General features: G+C 56.7%; 19 protein-coding genes. 12 read left to right on the forward strand and 7 right to left on the reverse strand.

Annotation, left to right across the window (positions count from 1 at the left end; translation table 11 throughout):
* Positions 1–45 precede the first annotated feature (45 nt).
* From glmS to BY447_RS10660, 7 genes are all read left to right on the forward strand, one after another.
* Positions 46–1,875 carry a glutamine--fructose-6-phosphate transaminase (isomerizing) gene (gene glmS / locus BY447_RS10630; RefSeq protein ID WP_110331102.1) on the forward strand — a complete coding sequence of 610 codons (1,830 nt, stop codon included), beginning with the start codon at positions 46–48 and terminating at the stop codon, positions 1,873–1,875.
* Between the two features lie 165 nt (positions 1,876–2,040).
* Positions 2,041–3,084, forward strand: a complete 1,044-nt coding sequence (gene pstS / locus BY447_RS10635) for a phosphate ABC transporter substrate-binding protein PstS (protein WP_033784347.1) — start codon at positions 2,041–2,043, stop codon at positions 3,082–3,084.
* 86 nt (positions 3,085–3,170) lie between these two features.
* Positions 3,171–4,133 (forward strand): phosphate ABC transporter permease PstC, encoded by a 963-nt coding sequence (gene pstC, locus BY447_RS10640; protein WP_013359566.1) that lies wholly within the window; start codon positions 3,171–3,173, stop codon positions 4,131–4,133.
* The gene (pstA, locus tag BY447_RS10645) at positions 4,130–5,020 is read left to right on the forward strand and encodes a phosphate ABC transporter permease PstA (protein ID WP_033734597.1); all 891 of its coding nucleotides are present in this window, start codon (positions 4,130–4,132) and stop codon (positions 5,018–5,020) included. The genes pstC and pstA overlap by 4 nt, the downstream gene beginning before the upstream one ends.
* Before the next feature lie 44 nt (positions 5,021–5,064).
* The gene (gene pstB, locus BY447_RS10650) at positions 5,065–5,838 is read left to right on the forward strand and encodes a phosphate ABC transporter ATP-binding protein PstB (protein ID WP_033784348.1); all 774 of its coding nucleotides are present in this window, start codon (positions 5,065–5,067) and stop codon (positions 5,836–5,838) included.
* Positions 5,839–5,855: 17 nt separating this feature from the next.
* Positions 5,856–6,590, forward strand: a complete 735-nt coding sequence (gene phoU, locus BY447_RS10655) for a phosphate signaling complex protein PhoU (protein ID WP_009088225.1) — start codon at positions 5,856–5,858, stop codon at positions 6,588–6,590.
* A 107-nt stretch (positions 6,591–6,697) separates the two neighbouring features.
* Positions 6,698–7,936 carry an MFS transporter gene (locus tag BY447_RS10660; protein ID WP_110331103.1) on the forward strand — a complete coding sequence of 413 codons (1,239 nt, stop codon included), beginning with the start codon at positions 6,698–6,700 and terminating at the stop codon, positions 7,934–7,936.
* Positions 7,937–8,048: 112 nt separating this feature from the next.
* On the opposite strand, the gene xylB is transcribed toward BY447_RS10660, so the two are convergent.
* Together xylB and xylA are read right to left on the reverse strand one after the other, a co-directional pair.
* Positions 8,049–9,491, reverse strand: a complete 1,443-nt coding sequence (gene xylB, locus BY447_RS10665) for a xylulokinase (protein ID WP_110331104.1) — start codon at positions 9,489–9,491, stop codon at positions 8,049–8,051.
* Positions 9,492–9,508: 17 nt separating this feature from the next.
* Positions 9,509–10,831 carry a xylose isomerase gene (gene xylA, locus BY447_RS10670; RefSeq protein WP_110331105.1) on the reverse strand — a complete coding sequence of 441 codons (1,323 nt, stop codon included), beginning with the start codon at positions 10,829–10,831 and terminating at the stop codon, positions 9,509–9,511.
* 344 nt (positions 10,832–11,175) lie between these two features.
* Here xylA and xylF point away from each other — a divergent pair, with 344 nt between their 5' ends.
* The 5 genes from xylF to BY447_RS10695 all read left to right on the forward strand — a co-directional run bounded on the left by xylF (position 11,176) and on the right by BY447_RS10695 (position 18,124).
* On the forward strand, positions 11,176–12,168 hold the full coding sequence (gene xylF / locus BY447_RS10675; protein WP_013359572.1) for a D-xylose ABC transporter substrate-binding protein: 993 nt from the start codon (positions 11,176–11,178) through the stop codon (positions 12,166–12,168).
* Between the two features lie 28 nt (positions 12,169–12,196).
* The gene (locus BY447_RS10680; RefSeq protein ID WP_110331106.1) at positions 12,197–13,717 is read left to right on the forward strand and encodes a xylose ABC transporter ATP-binding protein; all 1,521 of its coding nucleotides are present in this window, start codon (positions 12,197–12,199) and stop codon (positions 13,715–13,717) included.
* A complete protein-coding gene (xylH, locus tag BY447_RS10685; protein WP_110331107.1) occupies positions 13,710–14,894 on the forward strand; it encodes a xylose ABC transporter permease XylH in 1,185 nt (394 codons plus the stop codon). Before BY447_RS10680 ends, xylH begins: the two co-directional genes overlap by 8 nt.
* 93 nt (positions 14,895–14,987) lie before the next feature.
* On the forward strand, positions 14,988–16,166 hold the full coding sequence (xylR, locus tag BY447_RS10690) for a D-xylose utilization transcriptional activator XylR (RefSeq protein WP_033784354.1): 1,179 nt from the start codon (positions 14,988–14,990) through the stop codon (positions 16,164–16,166).
* A gap of 506 nt (positions 16,167–16,672) precedes the next feature.
* On the forward strand, positions 16,673–18,124 hold the full coding sequence (locus BY447_RS10695) for a sugar porter family MFS transporter (RefSeq protein ID WP_110331108.1): 1,452 nt from the start codon (positions 16,673–16,675) through the stop codon (positions 18,122–18,124).
* A gap of 27 nt (positions 18,125–18,151) precedes the next feature.
* Here BY447_RS10695 and BY447_RS10700 read toward each other — a convergent pair whose 3' ends face one another.
* From BY447_RS10700 to BY447_RS10720, 5 genes are all read right to left on the reverse strand, one after another.
* Complete coding sequence (locus BY447_RS10700) at positions 18,152–19,285, reverse strand: ROK family transcriptional regulator (RefSeq protein WP_013359577.1); 1,134 nt, start codon at positions 19,283–19,285, stop codon at positions 18,152–18,154.
* 202 nt (positions 19,286–19,487) lie between these two features.
* On the reverse strand, positions 19,488–20,228 hold the full coding sequence (dnaC, locus tag BY447_RS10705; RefSeq protein WP_033734618.1) for a DNA replication protein DnaC: 741 nt from the start codon (positions 20,226–20,228) through the stop codon (positions 19,488–19,490).
* Positions 20,228–20,764, reverse strand: coding sequence for a primosomal protein DnaT (gene dnaT / locus BY447_RS10710; RefSeq protein ID WP_013359579.1), 537 nt, complete (start codon positions 20,762–20,764; stop codon positions 20,228–20,230). Before dnaT ends, dnaC begins: the two co-directional genes overlap by 1 nt.
* Before the next feature lie 110 nt (positions 20,765–20,874).
* On the reverse strand, positions 20,875–21,555 hold the full coding sequence (locus BY447_RS10715) for a hypothetical protein (protein WP_110331109.1): 681 nt from the start codon (positions 21,553–21,555) through the stop codon (positions 20,875–20,877).
* Between the two features lie 74 nt (positions 21,556–21,629).
* Positions 21,630–22,253: an autotransporter gene (locus tag BY447_RS10720; protein WP_323859487.1), complete on the reverse strand. Its 624-nt coding sequence runs from the start codon at positions 22,251–22,253 to the stop codon at positions 21,630–21,632.
* Between the last annotated feature and the right edge of the window lie 70 nt (positions 22,254–22,323).

Raw genomic sequence — 22,323 nt, forward strand, 5'->3', positions numbered from 1 at the left:
GACAACAGAAGTGGCGAAAAGCCATGTAGTCAGGAAAACATCATTATGTGTGGAATTGTTGGTGCAGTAGCGCAACGCGATATCGCAGAGATTCTGCTGGAAGGTCTGCGTCGTCTTGAATATCGCGGATATGATTCGGCCGGTCTGGCCGTGGTCGATCGTCAGGGGCACGCCACGCGCCTGCGGCGGTTAGGGAAAGTGCAGAAACTGGCGGAAGCCGCTGAACAGCAGCCGCTGATCGGTGGTACCGGCATCGCGCACACGCGCTGGGCAACTCATGGCGAGCCGTCGGAAGCAAATGCGCATCCGCACGTCTCAGAGCACATCATCATCGTGCACAACGGCATCATCGAAAACCATGAGCCGCTGCGTGCTGAGCTGATCGAACGCGGCTACGTTTTTGCCTCTGAAACCGACACCGAAGTGGTGGCGCATCTGGTTCACTGGGAGCAGAAGCAGGGCGGTTCGCTGCGCGAAGTCGTATTGCGCGTGATCCCACAACTGCGTGGTGCTTATGGCATGGTGATCATGGACAGCCGCGATCCGTCGCTGCTGGTGGCAGCCCGTTCCGGCAGTCCGCTGGTGATTGGCCGTGGCATGGGCGAAAACTTTATCGCCTCGGATCAGCTGGCCCTGCTGCCGGTGACCCGCCGCTTCATCTATCTGGAAGAGGGTGATATCGCCGAGATCAGTCGTCGTGATGTGACGGTGATCGACCGTGAAGGCAATACCGTGACGCGTGCCGAGATCGAATCGAACCTGCAATATGACGCCGGTGATAAAGGTATTTACCGTCACTACATGCAGAAAGAGATCTACGAACAGCCGATGGCGCTGAAAAGCACCCTGAGTGGGCGCTTCAGTCAGGGGCAGGTTGACCTCAGCGAGCTGGGCGCGGGCGCTGAAGCACTGCTGAGTCAGGTGGAGCATATCCAGATTATCGCCTGCGGCACCTCTTATAATTCCGGGATGGTGTCACGCTACTGGTTTGAGTCGCTGGCAAATATCCCCTGTGACGTGGAGATCGCCTCAGAGTTCCGCTATCGCAAGTCAGCGGTGCGCAAAAACAGCCTGCTGATCACCCTGTCGCAGTCGGGTGAAACGGCAGATACCCTGGCAGCGCTGCGTCTCTCGAAAGAGCTGGGCTACCTGGGGTCGCTGGCCGTCTGCAACGTGGCGGGTTCGTCACTGGTTCGGGAATCTGACCTGGCACTGATGACCAAAGCGGGCACCGAAATCGGCGTCGCCTCCACCAAAGCGTTCACCACTCAGTTAGCGGTGCTGCTGATGCTGGTGGCGAAACTGGGTCGTCTGAAAGGGATGTCTGTGGAGACTGAGCATGAGATCGTTCATGCCCTGCAGGCGTTGCCGAACCGGATTGAGCAGATGCTGGCGCAGGATAAGCTGATTGAGAATCTGGCCGAAGGCTTCTCTGACAAGCATCACGCGCTGTTCCTGGGCCGTGGCGATCAATACCCGATTGCCATGGAAGGGGCGCTGAAGCTCAAGGAGATCTCCTACATTCATGCGGAAGCCTACGCCGCAGGCGAGCTGAAACATGGCCCGCTGGCGCTGATTGATGCGGACATGCCGGTGATCGTAGTGGCACCTAACAACGAACTACTGGAGAAGCTGAAATCCAACATCGAAGAGGTGCGCGCACGCGGCGGCCTGCTCTATGTGTTTGCCGATCAGGATGCGGGTTTCAGCGACAGTGACGGGATGAAGATTATCCCGCTGCCGCATGTTGAAGAGGTGATTGCGCCGATCTTCTACACCGTGCCGTTGCAGTTACTCTCCTATCACGTTGCCCTGATCAAAGGCACCGACGTCGATCAGCCTCGTAACCTGGCAAAATCGGTTACCGTGGAATAACCTGGTGGGCCCCGTCGCGGGCCCACTTCATTCTGGCCCTTTGTCATATAACTGTCATATTTCGTACATTTCACTGTCATCAAACTGTCCTATTTTCCCTCCTGCAGCAATCACAGACTCTTACTAAAACGGCCCCTAGCCTGACTTTTCTCCCCTGGAGGGAATATGACACTGATGCGTAGCACCGTAGCCCGAATCCTCGCCACCACCTTCGCCGTAAGCGCGGTATCTGCTTTTGCGGCCACCGATCTCACCGGTGCAGGCGGGACGTTCCCGGCGCCGGTTTATGCCAAGTGGGCAGCAGAATATCAGCAAGCCACCGGTAGCAAAATTAACTACCAGGGCATCGGTTCATCTGGCGGCGTGAAACAGATTATCGCCAAAACCGTTGATTTCGGTGCGTCCGATGCGCCAATGAAAGATGAAGATCTGCAGAAAAATGGTCTGTTCCAGTTCCCTACCGTGATCGGTGGTGTGGTACTGGCGGTTAACCTGCCGGGCATCAAGTCAGGCCAGCTGACGCTGGATGGCAAAACTGTGGGTGATATCTACCTCGGCACCATCAAAAAGTGGAACGACCCGGCGATTGCCAAACTTAACCCGGGCGTGAAACTGCCAGAGACCAACATCAACGTGGTGCGTCGCGCTGATGGTTCAGGCACCTCGTTCGTCTTCACCAGCTATCTGGCGAAGGTAAACCAGGACTGGAACAGCAAAATCGGTAAAGGCAACACTGTTAACTGGCCGGTGGGTCTGGGCGGTAAAGGCAACGACGGCGTCGCTGCATTTGTTCAGCGTCTGCCGGGTTCAATCGGCTATGTGGAATACGCCTACGCCAAACAGAACAACCTGACCTACACCAAACTGATCGATGCCGATGGTAAAGCGGTCGCGCCAAGCGAAACCAGCTTCAGTAATGCCGCGAAAGGCGCTGACTGGAGCAAATCGTTCGCACAGGATCTGACCTTCCAGAAGGGCGCGGATGCCTGGCCAATCTCCTCAACCACCTTCATTCTGATCTACAAAGATCAGGCGAATGCGGCCAAAGGCGCTGAAGTGCTGAAGTTCTTCGACTGGGCTTACAAAAGCGGCAGCAAAACCGCCACAGCGCTGGATTATGCTGCGCTGCCAGAGAGCGTGACCGAGCAGATTCGCGCCGCCTGGAAAGCCAACATCAAAGACAGTTCTGGTAAAGCGCTTTATCAGTAATTGACCGACCCTGGCCGGACGGCTGTCCGGTCAGACCCAATGGGCGGCTCATGCCGCCCTGATAACTTCTGAAGACTGAGACTTCTATGGCTGCAACGAAGCCGGCATTCAAAGCCCCAGGCAAACAAGGTGACAGAATTTTTGGCGCGCTGGTCAGGCTGGCTGCGCTGATTGTGCTGTTACTGATGGGCGGCATTATTGTCTCCCTGATCATCTCCTCGTGGCCCAGCATCCAGAAGTTTGGTTTCGCCTTTTTGTGGACCAAAACCTGGGATGCGCCCAACGAACAATTTGGCGCACTGGTTCCGATCTACGGCACCCTTGTGACCTCCATTATCGCCCTGATTATCGCCGTGCCGGTGAGTTTTGGTATCGCGCTGTTCCTGACCGAACTCGCGCCAGGCTGGCTGCGTCGCCCGCTGGGTACCGCCATTGAGCTGCTGGCAGCAATTCCGAGCATCGTTTACGGCATGTGGGGCCTGTTTGTCTTCGCACCACTGTTTGCCGAATATTTCCAGACACCGGTTAACGACGTGATGTCGGGTATTCCTATTGTCGGCGAGCTCTTTTCCGGCCCCGCTTTCGGTATCGGTATCCTCGCGGCGGGAGTGATTCTGGCGATCATGATCATCCCCTACATCGCCTCGGTGATGCGCGACGTCTTTGAGCAGACCCCGGTAATGATGAAAGAGTCAGCCTACGGCATCGGCTGCACCACCTGGGAAGTGATCTGGCGCATCGTCCTGCCATTTACCAAAAACGGTGTGATTGGCGGCGTAATGCTGGGACTGGGTCGTGCGCTGGGTGAAACCATGGCAGTGACCTTTATTATCGGCAACACCTACCAGCTCGACAGCCCGTCGCTGTTTATGCCGGGTAACAGCATCACCTCGGCGCTGGCCAACGAGTTTGCGGAAGCGGAATCGGGTGTCCATGTCGCCGCGCTGATGGAGCTGGGCCTGATCCTGTTTGTGATTACCTTTATCGTACTGGCGATTTCAAAGCTGATGATTATGCGACTGGCGAAAAGTGAAGGAGCGCGCTCATGACCACGATTGAAATTCAGGCGCGCGCCGAACTGGACGCATCACGTCGTAAAATGCAGTCCTGGCGCAGCACGAAAAATAAAATTGCGCTGTCGCTGTCGCTGCTGACTATGGCGTTTGGCCTGTTCTGGCTGGTGTGGATCCTTTTCACCACCGTATCGCGTGGCGTGGATGGGCTGTCATGGTCACTGTTCACCGAATCAACCCCACCACCGAATACGGCGGGCGGCGGGCTGGCGAACGCCCTGGCAGGCAGTGGCTTGCTGATTTTCTGGTCGACCTTTTTCGGCACGCCGCTGGGCATCATGGCCGGGATCTATCTGGCGGAATATGGGCGCAAATCGGCCCTGTCAGAAGTAATACGCTTTATTAATGACATTCTGCTTTCAGCCCCCTCCATTGTGGTTGGCCTGTTCGTCTACACCCTGGTGGTGTCGCAAATGCAGCACTTCTCCGGCTGGGCCGGGGTGATTGCGCTGGCGCTTCTGCAGGTACCGATTGTGATTCGAACCACCGAAAATATGCTGCGGCTGGTGCCAGACAGCATGCGTGAAGCGGCTTATGCGCTTGGCACGCCCAAGTGGAAGATGATTTCGGCCATCACCCTGAAAGCCTCGGTCTCGGGCATCATCACCGGCGTGCTGCTGGCGATTGCCCGCATCGCAGGGGAAACGGCTCCGCTGCTGTTTACGGCGCTGTCGAACCAGTTCTGGAGCACCGACATGATGCAGCCGCTGGCAAACCTGCCGGTCACCATCTTTAAGTTCGCCATGAGCCCGTTCGCCGAATGGCAGAGCCTGGCCTGGGCGGGCGTGCTGATCATTACCCTCTGCGTGCTGCTGCTGAACATTGTGGCACGGGTGATTTTCGCCAAAGGTAAACACGGTTAACTTCCGGCGTGGCCTTGCGCGGCGCCGTATAAGAGAGATGAATTATGAGTATCGCGACAGTAACAGCCGATAAAATTCAGGTCCGTAATCTGAACTTCTATTACGGCAAGTTTCATGCGCTGAAGAACATTAACCTGGATATCGCTAAGAATCAGGTCACCGCGTTTATCGGCCCATCGGGCTGTGGTAAGTCGACCCTGCTGCGTACCTTCAATAAAATGTACTCGCTCTATCCGGAGCAGCGGGCCGAAGGGGACATTCTGCTGGATGGCGAAAACATTCTGGCGACACAGCAGGATATTGCGCTGCTGCGCGCCCGCGTCGGCATGGTATTCCAGAAGCCGACGCCGTTCCCGATGTCGATCTATGACAACATTGCGTTTGGCGTGCGCCTGTTTGAAAAGCTGTCGCGTGCCGATATGGACGAGCGCGTCCAGTGGGCGCTGACCAAAGCGGCGCTGTGGAATGAAACCAAAGACAAGCTGCATCAGAGCGGTTACAGTCTCTCCGGCGGCCAGCAGCAGCGGTTGTGCATTGCGCGTGGCATCGCGATTCGTCCGGAAGTGTTGCTGCTGGATGAGCCCTGCTCCGCACTGGATCCCATCTCCACTGGCCGTATTGAGGAGCTGATCACCGAGCTGAAGCAGGACTATACCGTGGTGATCGTGACGCACAATATGCAGCAGGCGGCACGCTGCTCTGACCATACTGCTTTCATGTATCTGGGCGAACTGATTGAGTTCAGCGACACCGACACGCTGTTCACCAAGCCCGCGCAGAAGCAAACCGAAGACTACATTACTGGCCGCTACGGCTGATCTGACAGGAGATCGACATGGATAATCTGAATCTGAATAAGCACATCTCCGGTCAGTTCAATGCCGAACTGGAGCATATCCGCACCCAGGTGATGATCATGGGCGGCATGGTCGAGCAGCAGCTGACCGATGCGATTACCGCCATGCATAATCTGGATGGCGAGCTGGCGCAGCGGGTGATCGACGGCGACCAGAAGGTCAATATGATGGAAGTGGAGATTGATGAAGCCTGCGTGCGCATCATCGCCAAACGTCAGCCAACCGCGATCGATTTGCGGCTGGTGATGGCGATCATCAAAACCATTTCCGAGCTGGAGCGCATTGGTGACGTAGCGGAGAAAATCAGCCGCACGGCGCTGGAGAAGTTTGGTCAGCAGCATCTTCCCCTGCTGGTGAGCCTTGAGTCGCTGGGTCGTCACACCGTGCAGATGCTGCATGATGTGCTGGACGCTTTCGCGCGAATGGATCTCAATGAAGCGATCACTATCTACCGTGAAGACAAAAAGGTGGATAAAGAGTACGAAGGCATTGTGCGCCAGCTGATGACCTACATGATGGAAGATCCGCGCACGATTCCCAGCGTGCTGACAGCGCTGTTCTGCGCCCGCGCGATTGAGCGCATCGGCGATCGCTGCCAGAACATCTGCGAAATTATCTTCTACTTCGTCAAAGGTCAGGATTTCCGTCACGTGGGTGGAGATCGGCTCGATGAATTACTGTCAGGTGACGATGGCAGCAACCGCCCTTCCTGATCCATCTTATCCCTGTGCCGGAGTGGCGCAGGGATAAGCCTTTTCAATTGGTCACATCCTGAACTCTCTTTATAATTGCGGCACTTTTCTTTCAGAGGTGCGCAACGATGTCCCCTTCTCCCCAATCTAAGCCGGGCGTAACGCCGGGCAAAGCGATGCTGGCTGCGGTCAGCGGTTATGCCATGGATGGATTTGACCTGCTGATACTCGGCTTTATGCTGCCGGCTATCAGTGTTTCGCTGGCGCTCAATCCATCACAGGCGGGATCGCTGGTGACATGGACGCTGATTGGCGCGGTTATCGGTGGCATCGTCTTCGGTCATCTCAGCGACCGTTATGGCCGTATCCGCATGCTGACCGTCACGATTCTGGTCTTCTCGATCTTTACCGGCCTGTGCGCGGTGGCGCAGGGCTACTGGGACCTGCTCGCCTGGCGAACGCTGGCAGGTGTGGGCCTGGGTGGTGAATTCGGTATCGGCATGGCGCTGATTGCCGAAGCCTGGCCTGCTGAAAAGCGTAACCGCGCCTCAGCGTGGGTCGGTATCGGCTGGCAGCTCGGCGTGCTGATGGCAGCCTTTATCACGCCGCCGCTGCTGAATATCATCGGCTGGCGCGGCATGTTCCTGGTCGGATTATTACCGGCGCTGGTCTCGTTTGCCATTCGTCGCGGCATGGGCGAACCGGAGGCGTTTCAGCGGCAGGTTAAACATGTGCCGTCGCTGTCATTTCCGGCGCGCCTGAAGCTGCTGGTGCGCGACCGCGCGACCGCCAAAGCCAGTCTCGGTATTTTTATCCTCTGTTCAGTCCAGAACTTTGGTTACTACGGGCTGATGATCTGGATGCCGAGCTACCTCTCTTCCAGCTTTGGCTTTAGCCTGACGAAATCTGGCCTCTGGACTGCGGTAACCGTGGTCGGGATGACCTTTGGCATCTGGTTGTTTGGCGTGCTGGCCGACCGCTTTGCGCGCTGGAAAATCTTCCTGCTCTATCAGTTTGGTGCCGTCGTGATGGTGGTGGTTTATGCTCAGCTGCGCGACTCTGACATCATGCTGTTTACCGGTGCGATCATGGGAATGTTTGTTAACGGCATGATTGGCGGCTATGGCGCGTTGATTTCCGATACCTTCCCGCCACAGGTGCGTGCCACCGCGCAAAACGTCCTGTTCAACCTGGGTCGTGGCGTGGGCGGCTTCGGCCCGGTGGTGATTGGTCTGCTGGCGAGCCAGTTCTCGTTCACCGCGGCGATTACCCTGCTGGCGCTGATCTATCTGCTGGATATTGCGGCAACGCTGTTCCTGCTGCCGAAGAAACAGGGTCAGGAAGATACGCTGGGCGCGATTGGCTGATGCGAAGTGCGCGTTCGCCGGATGATTTTCTGCCGGCAACAACAGATCAGGGATGATGGTCATCCGCTAAGCAGGACGCCAGGCAAAACGGTTCAGATGCCTGGCGTCCTCTTTATTTCATCAGCGGCAGGAGCTGCTGATACAGGGTCGCAAACGTCTCACGACGCGGCTGATAGTACGCCCGCCTGGCCGGATCGGGCTGATGGCGCTGCACCAGCGCCGGCCGTGGAACGGTGACGTCGGCGTCAAGCGCCTGCTGCGCCAGCCTTGCGGCGCCCAGCGCCGGACCAACGTCACCGCCGTGGCAGTAATCCAGCGTCTGACCACTGATGTCTGCCAGCATCTGACGCCACAGGGCACTGCGTGCGCCACCGCCGATCAGCATAATACTATTTGGCTGAACGCCACACTCATGCAGCACGTCCATGCCCTGCGCCAGGGCGAACCCTACGCCTTCCAGCACCGATCGTGCCAGCTCGGGACGACCATGCTGGTGGGTGAAGCCAAAGAAAGCGCCCCGGGCACTGGGGTTGTTATGCGGCGTGCGTTCTCCGGAAAGATAGGGCAGAAACCATAGTCCTGGCACGTCATCGCGCGCGCGCGCCGCTTCAGCCAGCAGTTCCGGAACATCTTTGCATCCGGTCAGCGTGGCTGCCCAGTCGAGACAGGAAGCCGCACTAAGCATCACCGACATCAGATGCCAGCGCTGCGGTAACGCATGACAGAAGCTGTGAACCGCACGTTCCGGATTGCTGAGATAGCCGTCGCTCACCACGAAGTAGACGCCCGACGTCCCCAGCGACAGCATCCCCTGGCCCGGTTCGGTCATACCGACGCCAACAGCGCCCGCCGCATTGTCACCACCGCCAGCGGCCAGCGGCACCGTGTTCATCTTCCAGCGCGTCGCCAGATCGGCATGCAACGTGCCGGTCAGGGCATTGCCTTCACAGAGTTGCGGCATCTGATCGCGGCTGAGGTCGCAGGCGCGCAGCATCACATCGCTCCAGTCACGCTGCGCTACATCCAGCCACATCGTCCCTGCGGCATCGGACATATCGGTGGCGAAGTCGCCACTCAATCGCCAGCGCAGATAATCCTTGGGCAACAGCACGTGAGCAATCTGACTGAAGATGGCCGGTTCATGCTGCTGCACCCACAGCAGCTTGGGGGCCGTGAAGCCGGGCATCATCAGATTGCCGGTGATCGCCCGTGAATCCGGCACCTTCTGCTCCAGCTCACGGCACTGCGCCTCGCTGCGCCCGTCATTCCAGAGCATGGCCGGACGCAATACCTGGTTCGCGCTGTCGAGCAGCGTGGCACCATGCATCTGTCCGCTCAGCCCGATGGCCTGCACCGCGCGCAGGTCCTGCTGCGCGCTCAGCGCCTGCATGGCTGAATCCAGCGCCTGCCACCAGCTTTCAGGATCCTGCTCGCTCCACAAGGGCTGCGGACGCGAAACCTGCAGCGGCGACGTCTCTGTCGCCACCACGTTGCCCTGTGCATCCATCAGCACCACTTTGACGCCAGAGGTGCCTAAATCGATCCCGATAAACATGCGCTGCTCCTGAAGGGTCAGAAATCAAACAGGTAGTGATTCACCAGATTTTCCAGCTGCTCCTGACGTCCGCTCTGATGCTGCGGATTGAGCTGCTGTTGCTGAGCATGCGCCGCCAGCGCCTCCAGTGAAAACTCACCTTTCAGAATTTGCTGGCCGAACTCACCATTCCAGCCACTGTAGCGCTGCGCCACACGCTTATCGAGTTCACCGTCGCTAATCATGCGGGCCGCCACCTTCAGCGCCTGCGCCATGGTGTCCATCGCGCCGATATGGCCGTAGAAGAGATCATATTTATCGGTGCTCTGACGACGCACTTTGGCATCAAAGTTTAAGCCGCCAGTGGTAAAGCCGCCCGCCTTAAGGATTTCGTACATCACCAGCGCGTTTTCTTCCACGCTGACCGGGAACTGATCGGTATCCCAGCCGCACTGCGGATCGCCACGGTTGGCGTCCACGGAACCAAAAATGCCCAGAGCAATGGCGGTCGCAATTTCATGATGGAACGAGTGGCCAGCCAGCGTGGCGTGGTTCGCCTCAACGTTAACCTTGATCTCTTTCTCCAGTCCGAACTGTTTCAGGAAGCCATAAACTGTCGCGACATCGTAGTCATATTGGTGTTTGGTCGGCTCCTGCGGTTTGGGTTCGATCAGCAGCGTTCCCTGGAAGCCAATTTTGTGTTTGTGCTCGACCACCATCTGCATAAAGCGGCCAATCTGCTCGCGCTCCTGGCGAAGATCGGTATTCAGTAGAGTTTCATAGCCTTCGCGCCCGCCCCACAACACATAGTTTTCACCGCCCAGGGTTTTGGTCGCCTGCATGGCGCTGCAGACCTGCGTTGCCGCCCAGGCAAAAACCTCAGGATCGGGATTAGTGGCAGCACCGGCACCGTAGCGCGGATGGGTAAAGCAGTTAGCCGTGCCCCATAACAGTTTCACGCCGGTTTCCTGCTGTTTCTCCAGCAGTTTATCAGTCATGGCGGCAAAGTTTTCTTTATAGCTGTGCAGCGAATCACCTTCCGGTGAGACATCAACGTCATGGAAGCAGTACCACGGCACATTCAGCTTATGGAAAAACTCAAAGGCGACATCCGCTTTCAGTTTTGCCTGCTGCAGCGCATCCCCGTTCTTCTGCCACGGACGATCAAAGGCACCGACGCCAAACATATCCGCACCATTCCAGCAGAAGGTGTGCCAGTAACAGGCAGCAAAGCGCAGATGCTCCGCCATGGTCTTGCCGAGGATGACCTCATCGGGATTGTAGTGGCGGAAAGCGAGAGGATGCGTCGACTGGGTGCCTTCATAACGAACCCGATCGATCTGATCGAAATAAGCGTGCATGGTTTGCTCCTTAGCATCAGTACCCGGATGGTCTGCGTTGAAGCAATATTCAATATGGGCTGTAACCTCAGCTCAATTACGATATTTCATTACGGGTGTCAGATAATTATTATTTGTGCGCTGGCTCGCAAAATAATGTTATTTGCGAGGCGGTTTATCCCTGTCACTCTTTTGTCCTAAAAAGATGAAACCTCGATCGCGCTCATAAAAAAAGAAATAAACCAAAAAACGTAATAGCCGGATAAAAATCAGTAATTGCTGCGACAGGAAAAGAAGGGCAACAATTCATCCGCCTGGTTTATCGGCCTGCGATAACAATAGCCTCCACCTACAGGATGATCACAATGAAGATGAAACATGCACTGTTAGCCGCCTGCGCGGCGCTGGCACTCTTCAGCCAGACCAGCGTGGCAAAAGAAGTGAAGATCGGCATGGCAATTGACGATTTGCGCCTCGAGCGCTGGCAGAAAGACCGCGATATTTTCGTTAAACAGGCGGAGACGCTGGGCGCTAAGGTGTTTGTTCAGTCGGCCAACGGCAACGAAGAAACACAGATGTCGCAGATTGAAAATATGATCAACCGCGGTGTCGATGTGCTGGTGATTATTCCCTACAATGGTCAGGTCTTGAGTAACGTTGTCGCTGAAGCGAAACGGGAAGGCATTAAAGTGCTGGCCTATGATCGAATGATAAATAATGCCGATATCGATTTTTATATTTCGTTCGATAATGAAAAAGTGGGCGAACTTCAGGCCGAAAGCATTGTGAAACAGGTGCCTAAGGGCAACTATTTTTTAATGGGCGGATCGCCGGTAGATAATAACGCCCGCCTGTTCCGTGCCGGGCAGATGAAAGTGTTAAAACCTTATATCGACAACGGCAGTATTAAAATTGTCGGCGATCAGTGGGTCGATGCCTGGCTGCCGGAAAACGCCCTGAAAATTATGGAAAACGCCCTGACCGCTAACAGTAACCACATCGATGCGGTCGTGGCCTCTAACGATGCCACCGCAGGCGGTGCGATTCAGGCGCTGAGTGCACAGGGACTGGCCGGAAAAGTGGCGATTTCGGGTCAGGATGCCGATCTGGCCGCGATTAAGCGCATCAAAGCGGGCACCCAGACCATGACGGTTTATAAACCGATCACCGAACTGGCCACCGAAGCGGCGAAAATTGCCGTCGAACTGGGTGATGGCAAAACACCAGCCAGCAACAGCAAGCTGAACAATGGCCTGAAAGATGTGCCGTCGCGACTGCTGAAGCCGGTTCCGGTCAACAAAGACAATATCGAAAGCACCGTGGTGAAAGACGGTTTCCATAAACAGAGCGAACTCTGACCGCGCATAGCGTGAGGGAGAACAGTCGATGCTGCTGGAAATGAAAAACATCACCAAGCGTTTCGGTGCCGTGAAGGCGGTTAATGATGTCAGTCTGCAACTGGAGGCGGGCGAAGTGATGTCGCTGTGCGGTGAGAATGGATCGGGCAAATCGACGCTGATGAAAATCCTGTGCGGCCTCTATCCGCACGGCGATTTTGAAGGGCAGATTCACTTCTCTGGCGAAGAGATTCAGGCGCAGACTATTCGCGACACCGAACGTAAAGGCATTGTGATTATTCATCAGGAGCTGGCGCTGGTGCGGCAACTCACCGTGATGGAGAACATCTTCCTGGGTGCCGAACTGAGCCGTTTCGGCATGGTGGATGATGAAACCATGACCCTGCGCTGCCAGCAGCTGCTGGCGCGGGTCGGGCTGAACGTCTCTCCCGCGACCCGTGTCGGTGAGTTAGGCCTGGGCCAGCAGCAGCTGGTGGAGATCGCCCGTGCCCTCAACAAACAGGTCCGGCTGCTGATTCTGGATGAGCCGACCTCATCGCTGACGGAGCAGGAGACGGATGTGCTGCTGGGTATCATCCGTAATCTGCGCGAACACGGCATCGCCTGCATCTACATCTCACACAAGCTGAATGAGGTGAAGGCGATCTCCGACACCATCTGCGTGATCCGTGATGGCCAGCATATCGCCACCCGTCCGGCGGCGGGCCTGAGCGAAGATGACATCATCACCATGATGGTCGGACGCGAGCTGACCGCGCTCTATCCCCACGCGCCCCATCAGATTGGCGATGTGATACTGAAAGTCGATAACCTTACCGCCTGGCATCCGGTTAACCGCCACATCCGCCGCGTTAACAATGTTTCGTTCACGCTCAGACGCGGTGAGATTCTGGGTATCGCCGGGCTGGTGGGCGCGGGCAGAACCGAAACCGTGCAGTGTCTGTTTGGCATCTGGCCGGGGCGCTGGCAGGGTGATATCTGGATCAATGGCCAGCAGGTCAGCATCACCGACTGCCGCGCTGCGATTGCGCACGGCATCGCGATGGTGCCCGAAGATCGCAAAAAGGATGGCATCGTGCCGCTGATGGCGGTGGGCAAAAATATCACCCTGGCGGCGCTGGATCAGTTTAGTCACCGCCTCTCTACCCTGGATGAAGCGCAGGAGCAGCAGGCGATCAACGACGCGATCAGCCGGCTGCGGGTGAAAACCTCCTCATCGGAACTGCCCATTGGCCGCCTGAGCGGCGGCAATCAGCAGAAAGCGATTCTGGCGAAGTGCCTGCTGCTTAATCCCAAAATCCTGATCCTGGATGAACCGACACGCGGCATCGATGTGGGCGCCCGTCAGGAGATCTACCTGCTGATCAATGCGCTGGTGCAGCAGGGTATCGCGGTGATTGTGATTTCATCTGAGCTGCCGGAGGTGCTGGGCCTGAGCGATCGGGTGCTGGTGATGCATGAAGGGCAGATCAAAGCCGATCTGATTAACGATAACCTGACTCAGGAGCAGGTGATGGAAGCTGCCCTGCGGAGTGAACATTATGCTTAAAAGTGAAAGTACCCAAAGCCGCCTCACCGGCACGTCGGGCAAACCGTCACCGGGCAGGTTCACGCTGCCTAATCTGCAGGTGCTGGTGATGCTGGGCGCGATTGTGCTGATTGCGTTGTTCTTTACCTGGACCACCGACGGCGCGTGGCTCAGTGCGCGTAATGTCTCCAACCTGCTGCGTCAGACCGCCATCACCGGTATCCTGGCGGTAGGCATGGTGTTCGTGATTATCTCGGCGGAGATCGACCTGTCAGTCGGCTCCATGATGGGGCTGCTGGGCGGGGCGGCGGCGATATTCGACGTCTGGCTCGGCTGGCCACTGCCGCTGACCATCGTGGTGACACTGGTGATGGGGCTGTTACTCGGTACCTGGAATGGCTGGTGGGTGGCCTACCGTAAAGTGCCGTCGTTTATCGTCACGCTGGCAGGGATGCTGGCGTTCCGCGGCATTCTGGTCGGAATTACTGACGGCACTACGGTTGCGCCCATCACGCCGGGCATGTCGCAGATTGGACAGAGTTATCTGCCGGGTGGCGTTGGTTTCGGCTTTGGTGTGGCTGGTCTGGCGCTGTTTACGCTGTGGCAGTGGCGGCTGCGGCTGCGTCGTCAGCAGCTCGGTTTGGCGCAGGGCGCCGCCAGCGGCACGGTGGGGCGTCAGGCTATCACCGCCATCTTAGTGCTCGGTGCCATCTGGTTGCTCAACGATTATCGTGGCGTGCCGACGCCGGTGTTACTGCTGGCAGTACTGCTGCTGGCGGGCATGTTTATGGCCACCCGCACCGCTTTTGGCCGTCGTATCTATGCCATCGGCGGCAACATTGATGCTGCCCGGCTATCTGGCATTAACGTAGCGCGCACCAAACTGGCGGTGTTTGCCATCAACGGTGTGATGGTGGCGATTGCCGGGCTGATCCTGAGTTCAAGGCTGGGCGCAGGTTCGCCGTCGGCAGGTAACATCGCAGAACTCGACGCGATTGCTGCTTGCGTCATCGGTGGCACCAGCCTGGCAGGCGGTGTGGGGTCGGTGGCGGGCGCGGTAATGGGGGCCTTTATCATGGCCTCGCTGGATAACGGCATGAGCATGATGGATGTGCCGACTTTCTGGCAGTACATCGTCAAAGGCGCGATTCTGCTGCTGGCGGTGTGGATGGATACCGCAACGCGGCGTCGGGTGTAATCGCGCGGGCGATCACATTGTGGCGCAAACAATTTTTTTGCCCCTTTCAGCCGTGTTATGCAATGCGCTGAGGATTTAAGGGAACGCGCCACCATGCATGATAAACGCTATCGCATTACGCTGCTGTTTAACGCCAATAAAGTGTATGACCGCCAGGTTGTTGAGGGCGTCGGAGAGTATCTGCAGGCGTCGCAGACTGACTGGGATATCTTCATCGAGGAAGATTTCCGCTGTCGCATCGACAATATCCGGGAGTGGCTGGGCGATGGGGTGATCGCCGATTACGACGATCGCTCCATCGAATCCCTGCTGTCGAATGTCTCTGTGCCGATTGTCGGCGTTGGCGGCTCTTACCATCGTCAGGAAGATTATCCCCCGGTGCATTACATCGCTACGGACAATGCCGCGCTGGTGGAGAAAGCCTTTCTGCATCTGAAAGAGAAGGGCATTAACCGTTTTGCCTTTTATGGTTTACCGGCCTCCAGCGGCAAGCGCTGGGCACAGGAGCGGGAACAGGCGTTCCGCCAGCTGGTGGGGCGTGAGCGCTATCAGGGCGTGGTTTATCAGGGCATGGAAACCGCACCGGAAAACTGGCAGCACGCCCAGAACCGGCTCGCCGACTGGCTGCAGACGCTGCCGCCGCAAACCGGCATTATCGCCGTCACCGACTCACGGGCACGGCACCTGCTGCAGGCGTGCGAACATCTGAAAATACCGGTGCCGGAGAAGCTTACGGTGATCGGGATTGATAATGAGGAGCTGACCCGCTATCTGTCACGCGTGGCACTCTCGTCCGTAGCACAGGGCTCGCGACAGATGGGCTACCAGGCGGCCAAATTGCTGCATCGGCTGCTGGATAAGCAGCCTCTGCCGCTTCAGCGCATTCTGGTGCCGCCGGTGAAAGTGATCGCCCGGCGCTCAACTGATTTCCGCTCGCTGCGCGATCCGGCGGTGATTCAGGCGATGCACTATATCCGCTTCAACGCCTGTAAAGGGATTAAAGTGGAGCAGGTGCTGGATGCGGTAGGACTGTCGCGCTCTAACCTGGAAAAGCGCTTCCGGGATGAGACCGGCGACACTATCCATGCGATGATCCACCGCGAAAAGCTGGAAAAAGCCCGCGAACTGCTGGCTTCCTCGTCGCTCAACATCAACGAAATCTCACAGATGTGCGGCTACCCTTCGCTGCAATACTTTTACTCAGTTTTTCGCAAAAGCTACGACACCACGCCGAAAGAGTATCGCCAGCATTTTGGCGAAAACCTGCTTTAACGACAGACTGGCGTAAAGAACGCCAGTGTTTTCATATAATGACCAGGATGAAAATTATATTTCATCCTGATGCCTCGCTGTCAGTCCAGGGGCTATTTTCGCAGGCTTAATCTGCCAGCCGGAACGGCCCGGCTTCATTGAATTTAAAGCTTAAAAATCAGTGCTTAAGGATGAATGCTGGCGTAGTGTTTTATCAGCCCCAGACAGGCCACTTCAGACGATATTTCGTCTTTCATCAGATGTTTACCCTTGATGGGAAAACATCACTGCCCGGATTTCTCTCTTATGTCATTGATTTATATAAGCTTTATTAAGGATTACCACTCAACAAGTTTATAATTTTTTCCAACCTGCCTCACACTTCCGAAAGAATTAATCCAAATTTCTCCATTTAGAAAATATATTTCACGGGTATCTGATCGCTGCAATTCCTGAACCCCTGACAATCACGCCTCCTCTTTCTGAACCGATACGGTTCAGGCAGTAGAGAAAAGGAGCCTGTAAAAATGGAAACCCGGCAAAAACGTTACAACATGAAATATGTCATGCTCTGTTGCACCGTCGCCGCTTTTGGTGGCCTGCTGATGGGCTATGACTCGTCAATTATCTCTGGCGCTATCGAGCCGCTTAGTGACTATTTCCAGCTCACCCCGGCAGAAACCGGCTGGGCAGTGTCTAACATCCTGCTTGGCAGTCTGGTGGGCTGCTTTATTGCGCCAAAGCTGAGCGATAAATTTGGCCGCAAAAAGTCGCTCGCTATCACGGCGCTACTGTTTACTGCCTCGGTGGTGGGGACTGCCATCGCCCATAACTTCTTCACCTTTGTCGCCTTTCGTATTCTTGGCGGATTAGCCATCGGGCTGGCCTCGGTGATTTCGCCAATCTATCTGGCGGAGCTTTCACCGTCGAAGTATCGTGGCCGCACCAGCGCGCTCTATGCGGTCTGCTGTGTCGGTGGGCAATCGGTGGTACTGCTCACCAACTACTTCATTAATAAATCGATGCTGCCGGAGGTGATGGTCGATACAGGCTGGCGCTATATCCTGGCAACCGCGCTGGTGCCCTGTGCGCTGTTTATCTTTTTCATTGCTTTTATACCGGAATCACCGCGCTGGAACGTTCTGAAAGGCAAAGACAAAGAGGCGCTGGATACGCTGAGCAAAATCTCTGACCCGGTCCATGCCCGCACCGTTTTCAATGAAATTAAACACTCATTCTCTGATGAGGCGGCGACCCGCCATAAATCCCGATTCCGCCTGAACAAAACCACGGTGCCGTTGCTCATCATTGGTATTGGCCTGGCTGTCGGCAACCAGATTAGCGGCATCAATGTGATTCAGTATTTCGGACCAACGTTGCTGAAAAATGTGTCCGGCAGCACGGATTCGGCGCTGCTCCAGACCTTCTGGCTGTCTGTATGTCAGTTTGTGGGAGTGCTGATGGGTATGGCGCTGATTGATAAAGTCGGACGTCGTAAGCTGTTACTGCTGGGGGCGATTACCTCTGCCGTTTTCCTTGCCTACACCTTTATCGCTTTCTATTACCGTTTGCCCGGCTTGCTGGCGGTGGTGGGACTGTTTGCCTATATGGTTTTCTTTGGCATGACCTGGGGACAGATTGTCTGGACCGTACTGGGCGAGCTGTTTCCGACAGAAATCCGCTCAATCTGTGTCGGCATCTCTATTTGCGCCATGTCGATGGCCAATTTTGTCATCAGCACCACATTCCCGATTCTGAACAGTAGTGCTTTTCTGCTTGAGATTTTCCACGGTGGCTTCCCGCTGTTACTGTTTGCGCTTTTTTCACTGGCTATGTATTTCTTCACTTTCCGCTATCTGCCGGAAACGGCTGGGATGCCGCTGGAAAAAATTCACGCGCGCGTGCTGGAGAAGTTTAATATTGACCCGCGTGAGGCGGGCGAACGGACAGATGCTCTGGTCAGCGAGACGCGATCGTAAAGAAGAGGGCAGTCTGTGGGGGCACGCTCACCCCACACGCTGCTCACTCTGTTCCAGCACCGCCAGTGCCAGCCCGTTTGCCGGGTCAATCCGGTTTTCCGGGAAGTGCAGCTGAGTGTGCGCGGCGGTAAAGGCCAGCGCGTTGCCGTGTGCGGTATCGCGCACCGCCTTGCAGAAGCGCTCACTGGCGTTCCACGGACAATCAATGATGATGGTAGCGGGATTGAGCAGCAGCATAATCTGACTCAGCGCCGCACCCAGATAGCCACCCGCCTGCGCCATCACCTCATCCACCACGCGCGGGGCGCTGTCACGGTTCTGCCAACTCAGGCCAGGCTGACGCTGCGCCAGCTGCTGATTCACTGCAGGCTTGCTGACCAGCGCTTCCAGACACCCCCGGCGGCCGCAGCTGCAACGTGGCCCTTCTGGCTGGACAACCAGATGTCCTGCTTCGCCCGCCGTCCAGCTATGCCCGGTAAATACCTGACCCTGTTGTACCAGTGCGCCGCCAATCCCCTCGGAAATACGCAGATAAAAATGACCGCTCTCCGGCGATAATCCACTTTGCTCGACAGCCAGTAGCGCAGCGGCTTTGACATTATTCATAATGCGGATAGGCAGACGCACGTGCTTGCGCAGCGTGGTCAGCAGGTCAACATCCTGCCATTCCAGCGGCAATGAGATATGCATCCAGCCGCGCCGGGGATCGACGATGCCGGGGAAGCCGAGGCCAATACCGAGCAAGTCGGGATAGCGTTCTGTCAGTTCCCGGCACAGCATAGCCAGTTCAGCCAGCAGGCGGGTCGGGTGACTGGTATCGGTGCGCAGCGTCGCTTCAGCCAGCACCTGTGAAAAGTAGTCGCAGACCCGCCAGTGGATCACGTTGCGTTCTACCATGACGCCTGCGCTCTTAAGCTTTTCCGGTCTCAGGGTGATACCGATTTTAGGCCGTCCGGCAGCCGCGACGCTGACCGGCCCCAGTTCCTCTATCAGACCCTGCTCCAGCAGGTCATCAATGATTAATGAGACCGTGTTTTTGCTGAGGGTCAGCGCCTCCGCCAGATCCTGACGCGACGTCACGCGCAGCTTACGCAGCTGAGCCATCACCCGTTTCTGGTTATTCAGTCGCAGTAGTGCGGGGCCTTTGCCGTTCGTTTTCATCACGGATTCACCCAACAAAGGAGTAAGAATTGAGTGTATCAGCCCTGGCGCATTCTTCGCCCTACACTTTGTGGGCTGTTTCACACAACCCGAACGCCTGTGGCTGAGATCGTGACGGCGATCAGATCGCCAGCTTAAGCCTGGCTTTTCTGCTGTACCGGCGGCCTCATTAGCGCAATGACCCGGCGTAGCCGGGTCATTGTTAATACTCGTCGCCGCGCACCCGACTGCGATAACTCTCCCAGTCGAAACGTACCCACAGGCTGTTGCCCAGCCGCATACGGTCCATGACGCGCTCGCCCAGCAGCGCATTCATGCCCGCATGATCGAGGTTGGATAACATGCCGGTCGGGCGTTTCGATGAAGAGCGGCGATCGACAATCTGATTGATAATCACTTTTTCGTAGCGTGACTCACTCTGCATACCGATCTCATCAATCACCAGCAGATCGACACTGCTGAGATCCTGAATCAGTCGCTCTTCGGTAATGCCGCTGCTGCCGCTGAAGGTCCCCTTCATGCTCGACATCAGATCGGCGACCGTCACGATCAGCACGCTTTTACCGCGCAGGATCAGGTCATTGCCAATCGCCGCGGCCAGATGGTTTTTACCGGTGCCAGGACGCCCGGAAAAGACAAAGCTGGCGATGCTGCCATCAAACTCAGCGGCGTACTGACGCGCCAGCTCCAGCGCTTTGCGCTGTCCCTCGTTCTCTACCCGGTAATTATCAAATGAGCAGTTCATGTGCAGCTCGCGAATACCGGAACGGCCCATCACGCGCTGCATTTTCATTGCGCGATTCTCACGCACAATCGCCTCCGATCGCAGACGACCCTGTTCCTGATTCCACGCCAGCAGCTCTTCACCATTGGCAAATTTGGGACGGGTGCCCGCAGGCATCATTCTTTTCAGACGGTTAAAGAGATCATCTGGCGTTTTCATCATTCACCTCGGAAACCATCGGGAATGGTACGGTCAGGATCAGGCAACTGCGTGATATCACGCTTCGGCTGCCCGCCATTTGCTGCGCGGTTCATCTGAATGCTGCGCGCCAGCTTCTGTTGCCACTGCACATGATGGAACATCCGGCTTTCCGCCTGCCAGTAGGCCACAAAGGCCGCCAGCTCGCCGGGCGTCACCGGTTCACTCAGCGCCACGCCCCAGATGGCGGCCTGACGCGTAAAGTCGGCATCCGGCTGCCAGCCCGGATACATGGCGAACTTGCCTGCCGGCGTATGAATCGCGGCGGGCGCATCGTCATAGAGGCTGTCATCCAGCACCACATCATTTGGCTGCCGGGCGGCGGCTTCCAGCGCCAGCAGCTCAGCCAGACGCGCCGGTGTGATGGCATACATCACCGGCGCATAGTTGTCTAACACCGCCAGCGTGCCCTTTTCCGCCTGCTGCAGGGCAGTCAGCGGATCCTGTCGGAAGGCATCCAGGCCAATGAGCGTTGAAGTTAAGATTTTAGCTGACATGAAAAGACCTGAGGTTAACGAACACCTTGCGCCGGGAACCTGTCGTCGACGCAGAAGTGTTTATTGTACCTGTTTTGAGGGTGCGGATCGCTTAAAAAGCAACACCGCAGTCAGTGCGACGTGGCCGGAGAAGAGGCGTGGCGGGCCGATGCAGATTCAGTGGCGCACACGCTGATGGCAGCGGCGGCCGGGCGGGTCTGCCATAAATAGCGAACCGAGGCGAGCCAGCAGAGGCTGTATCCCAGAAGCTCGGTGCCCTCTTCGGCCATGTTTTTCACCACGCGGTTGTAATCACCGAGCATCAGATGCTGCCACAGCGCGTGAATACCAAACAGACGTGAAAAAACCAGCACTACTAAAAAGCCGGACGCCATCACCGGCCAGCTGCGGTGCAGCAGCAGGTTAGCCAGCGCATGCAGGGTTTTCTTTGGCGTGCGCAGTGCAACGGCCAGCGAACCCGCCGTGACCGCCAGGGCAAACCAGACCCAGCTGCCGTGCTGAATGACATCAAACACGAAGTCGAGTTCGCGGATCAGCATGCAGCTGTAAAAGCCGGCGACCAGGGTCAGCGCTCCACGCTGGGCGGGACGGCGGCGGGCCGCAATGAAAAACAGCGCGGCGATCGTCGCCAGCATGATTTCCTGGGTAGTTTCAGTAAAAGAGGTTTCGTGCAGTGCGTCGTTCATCCAGGCCACATCAATGTAGACGGGGACGATAGTCAGGGCGAGAACCAGGGCGGCCATCAGGAAGACCGCGATTTCACGGCCAATAATTGTCAAATCGTTGCGCATTTTGTTACCAGTATAATGATTAGCGGACTCATTATATTTTAAACGCCCGATTCCCTTTCTCTTTTCATGCCCCGCTAGAAGCTGGCGCTGAAGCCAAAGCTATAAAGTTGCTGCTCGTCGTTATTCAGCGCTTCGCTTTGTGAAAATGACGCGAAAGCCGCCAGATTATCGTTCAGTGGCATTTGTGCGCCGATGCTTAAATCGATACCGTCGGACTGGTCCGAGCCATTCGTTGCCTCGCGCCGTGGACTCTGCGGCGTATCCGCCATCAGATAGTGGTAACTCAGCTGCGCCCAGGGCGATATCCATCCCTGCTGTGAATCGATGCGCCAGCCAACGCTGGCGCTTTGTTCACGGCTCTGCTGATCGCTGTAGTCACATTGCAGACAGTTCATCTGCTGGGGATCGACCGCATACTGCGCCACGGGTCCGGTGGTCAATGACGGCGCAATGGGCATATCAACGCCCGCCCGATAGCGTTTACCCAGCGGCGTGGTGCCTACGCTACCGGTTTCACTGTGCAGGGCGATGGGGGAAGCAGTGGGAGAATTAATTGCAGCTTCAAACAGGGCGCGGCTCTCATCGCTGAACGCAAGTGGCGTCAGGGCGATCTTCTCCGCCAGAATTGTGTCGTAGTCGGGCAGAAAGTCAGGATGCTGAGGCGCAGAGAAACCACCGCGGGCAAAAGTCGGTTGCATGAACATTAACAGCCCTACAGCACAGCAGGTCCGCAGACCTTTCCAACCGCTTCTCGGCAACATCGCTTCT

The sequence above is a fragment of the Pantoea sp. JKS000250 genome, assembly GCF_003201065.1.
GTDB classification, from domain to species: domain Bacteria; phylum Pseudomonadota; class Gammaproteobacteria; order Enterobacterales; family Enterobacteriaceae; genus Pantoea; species Pantoea vagans.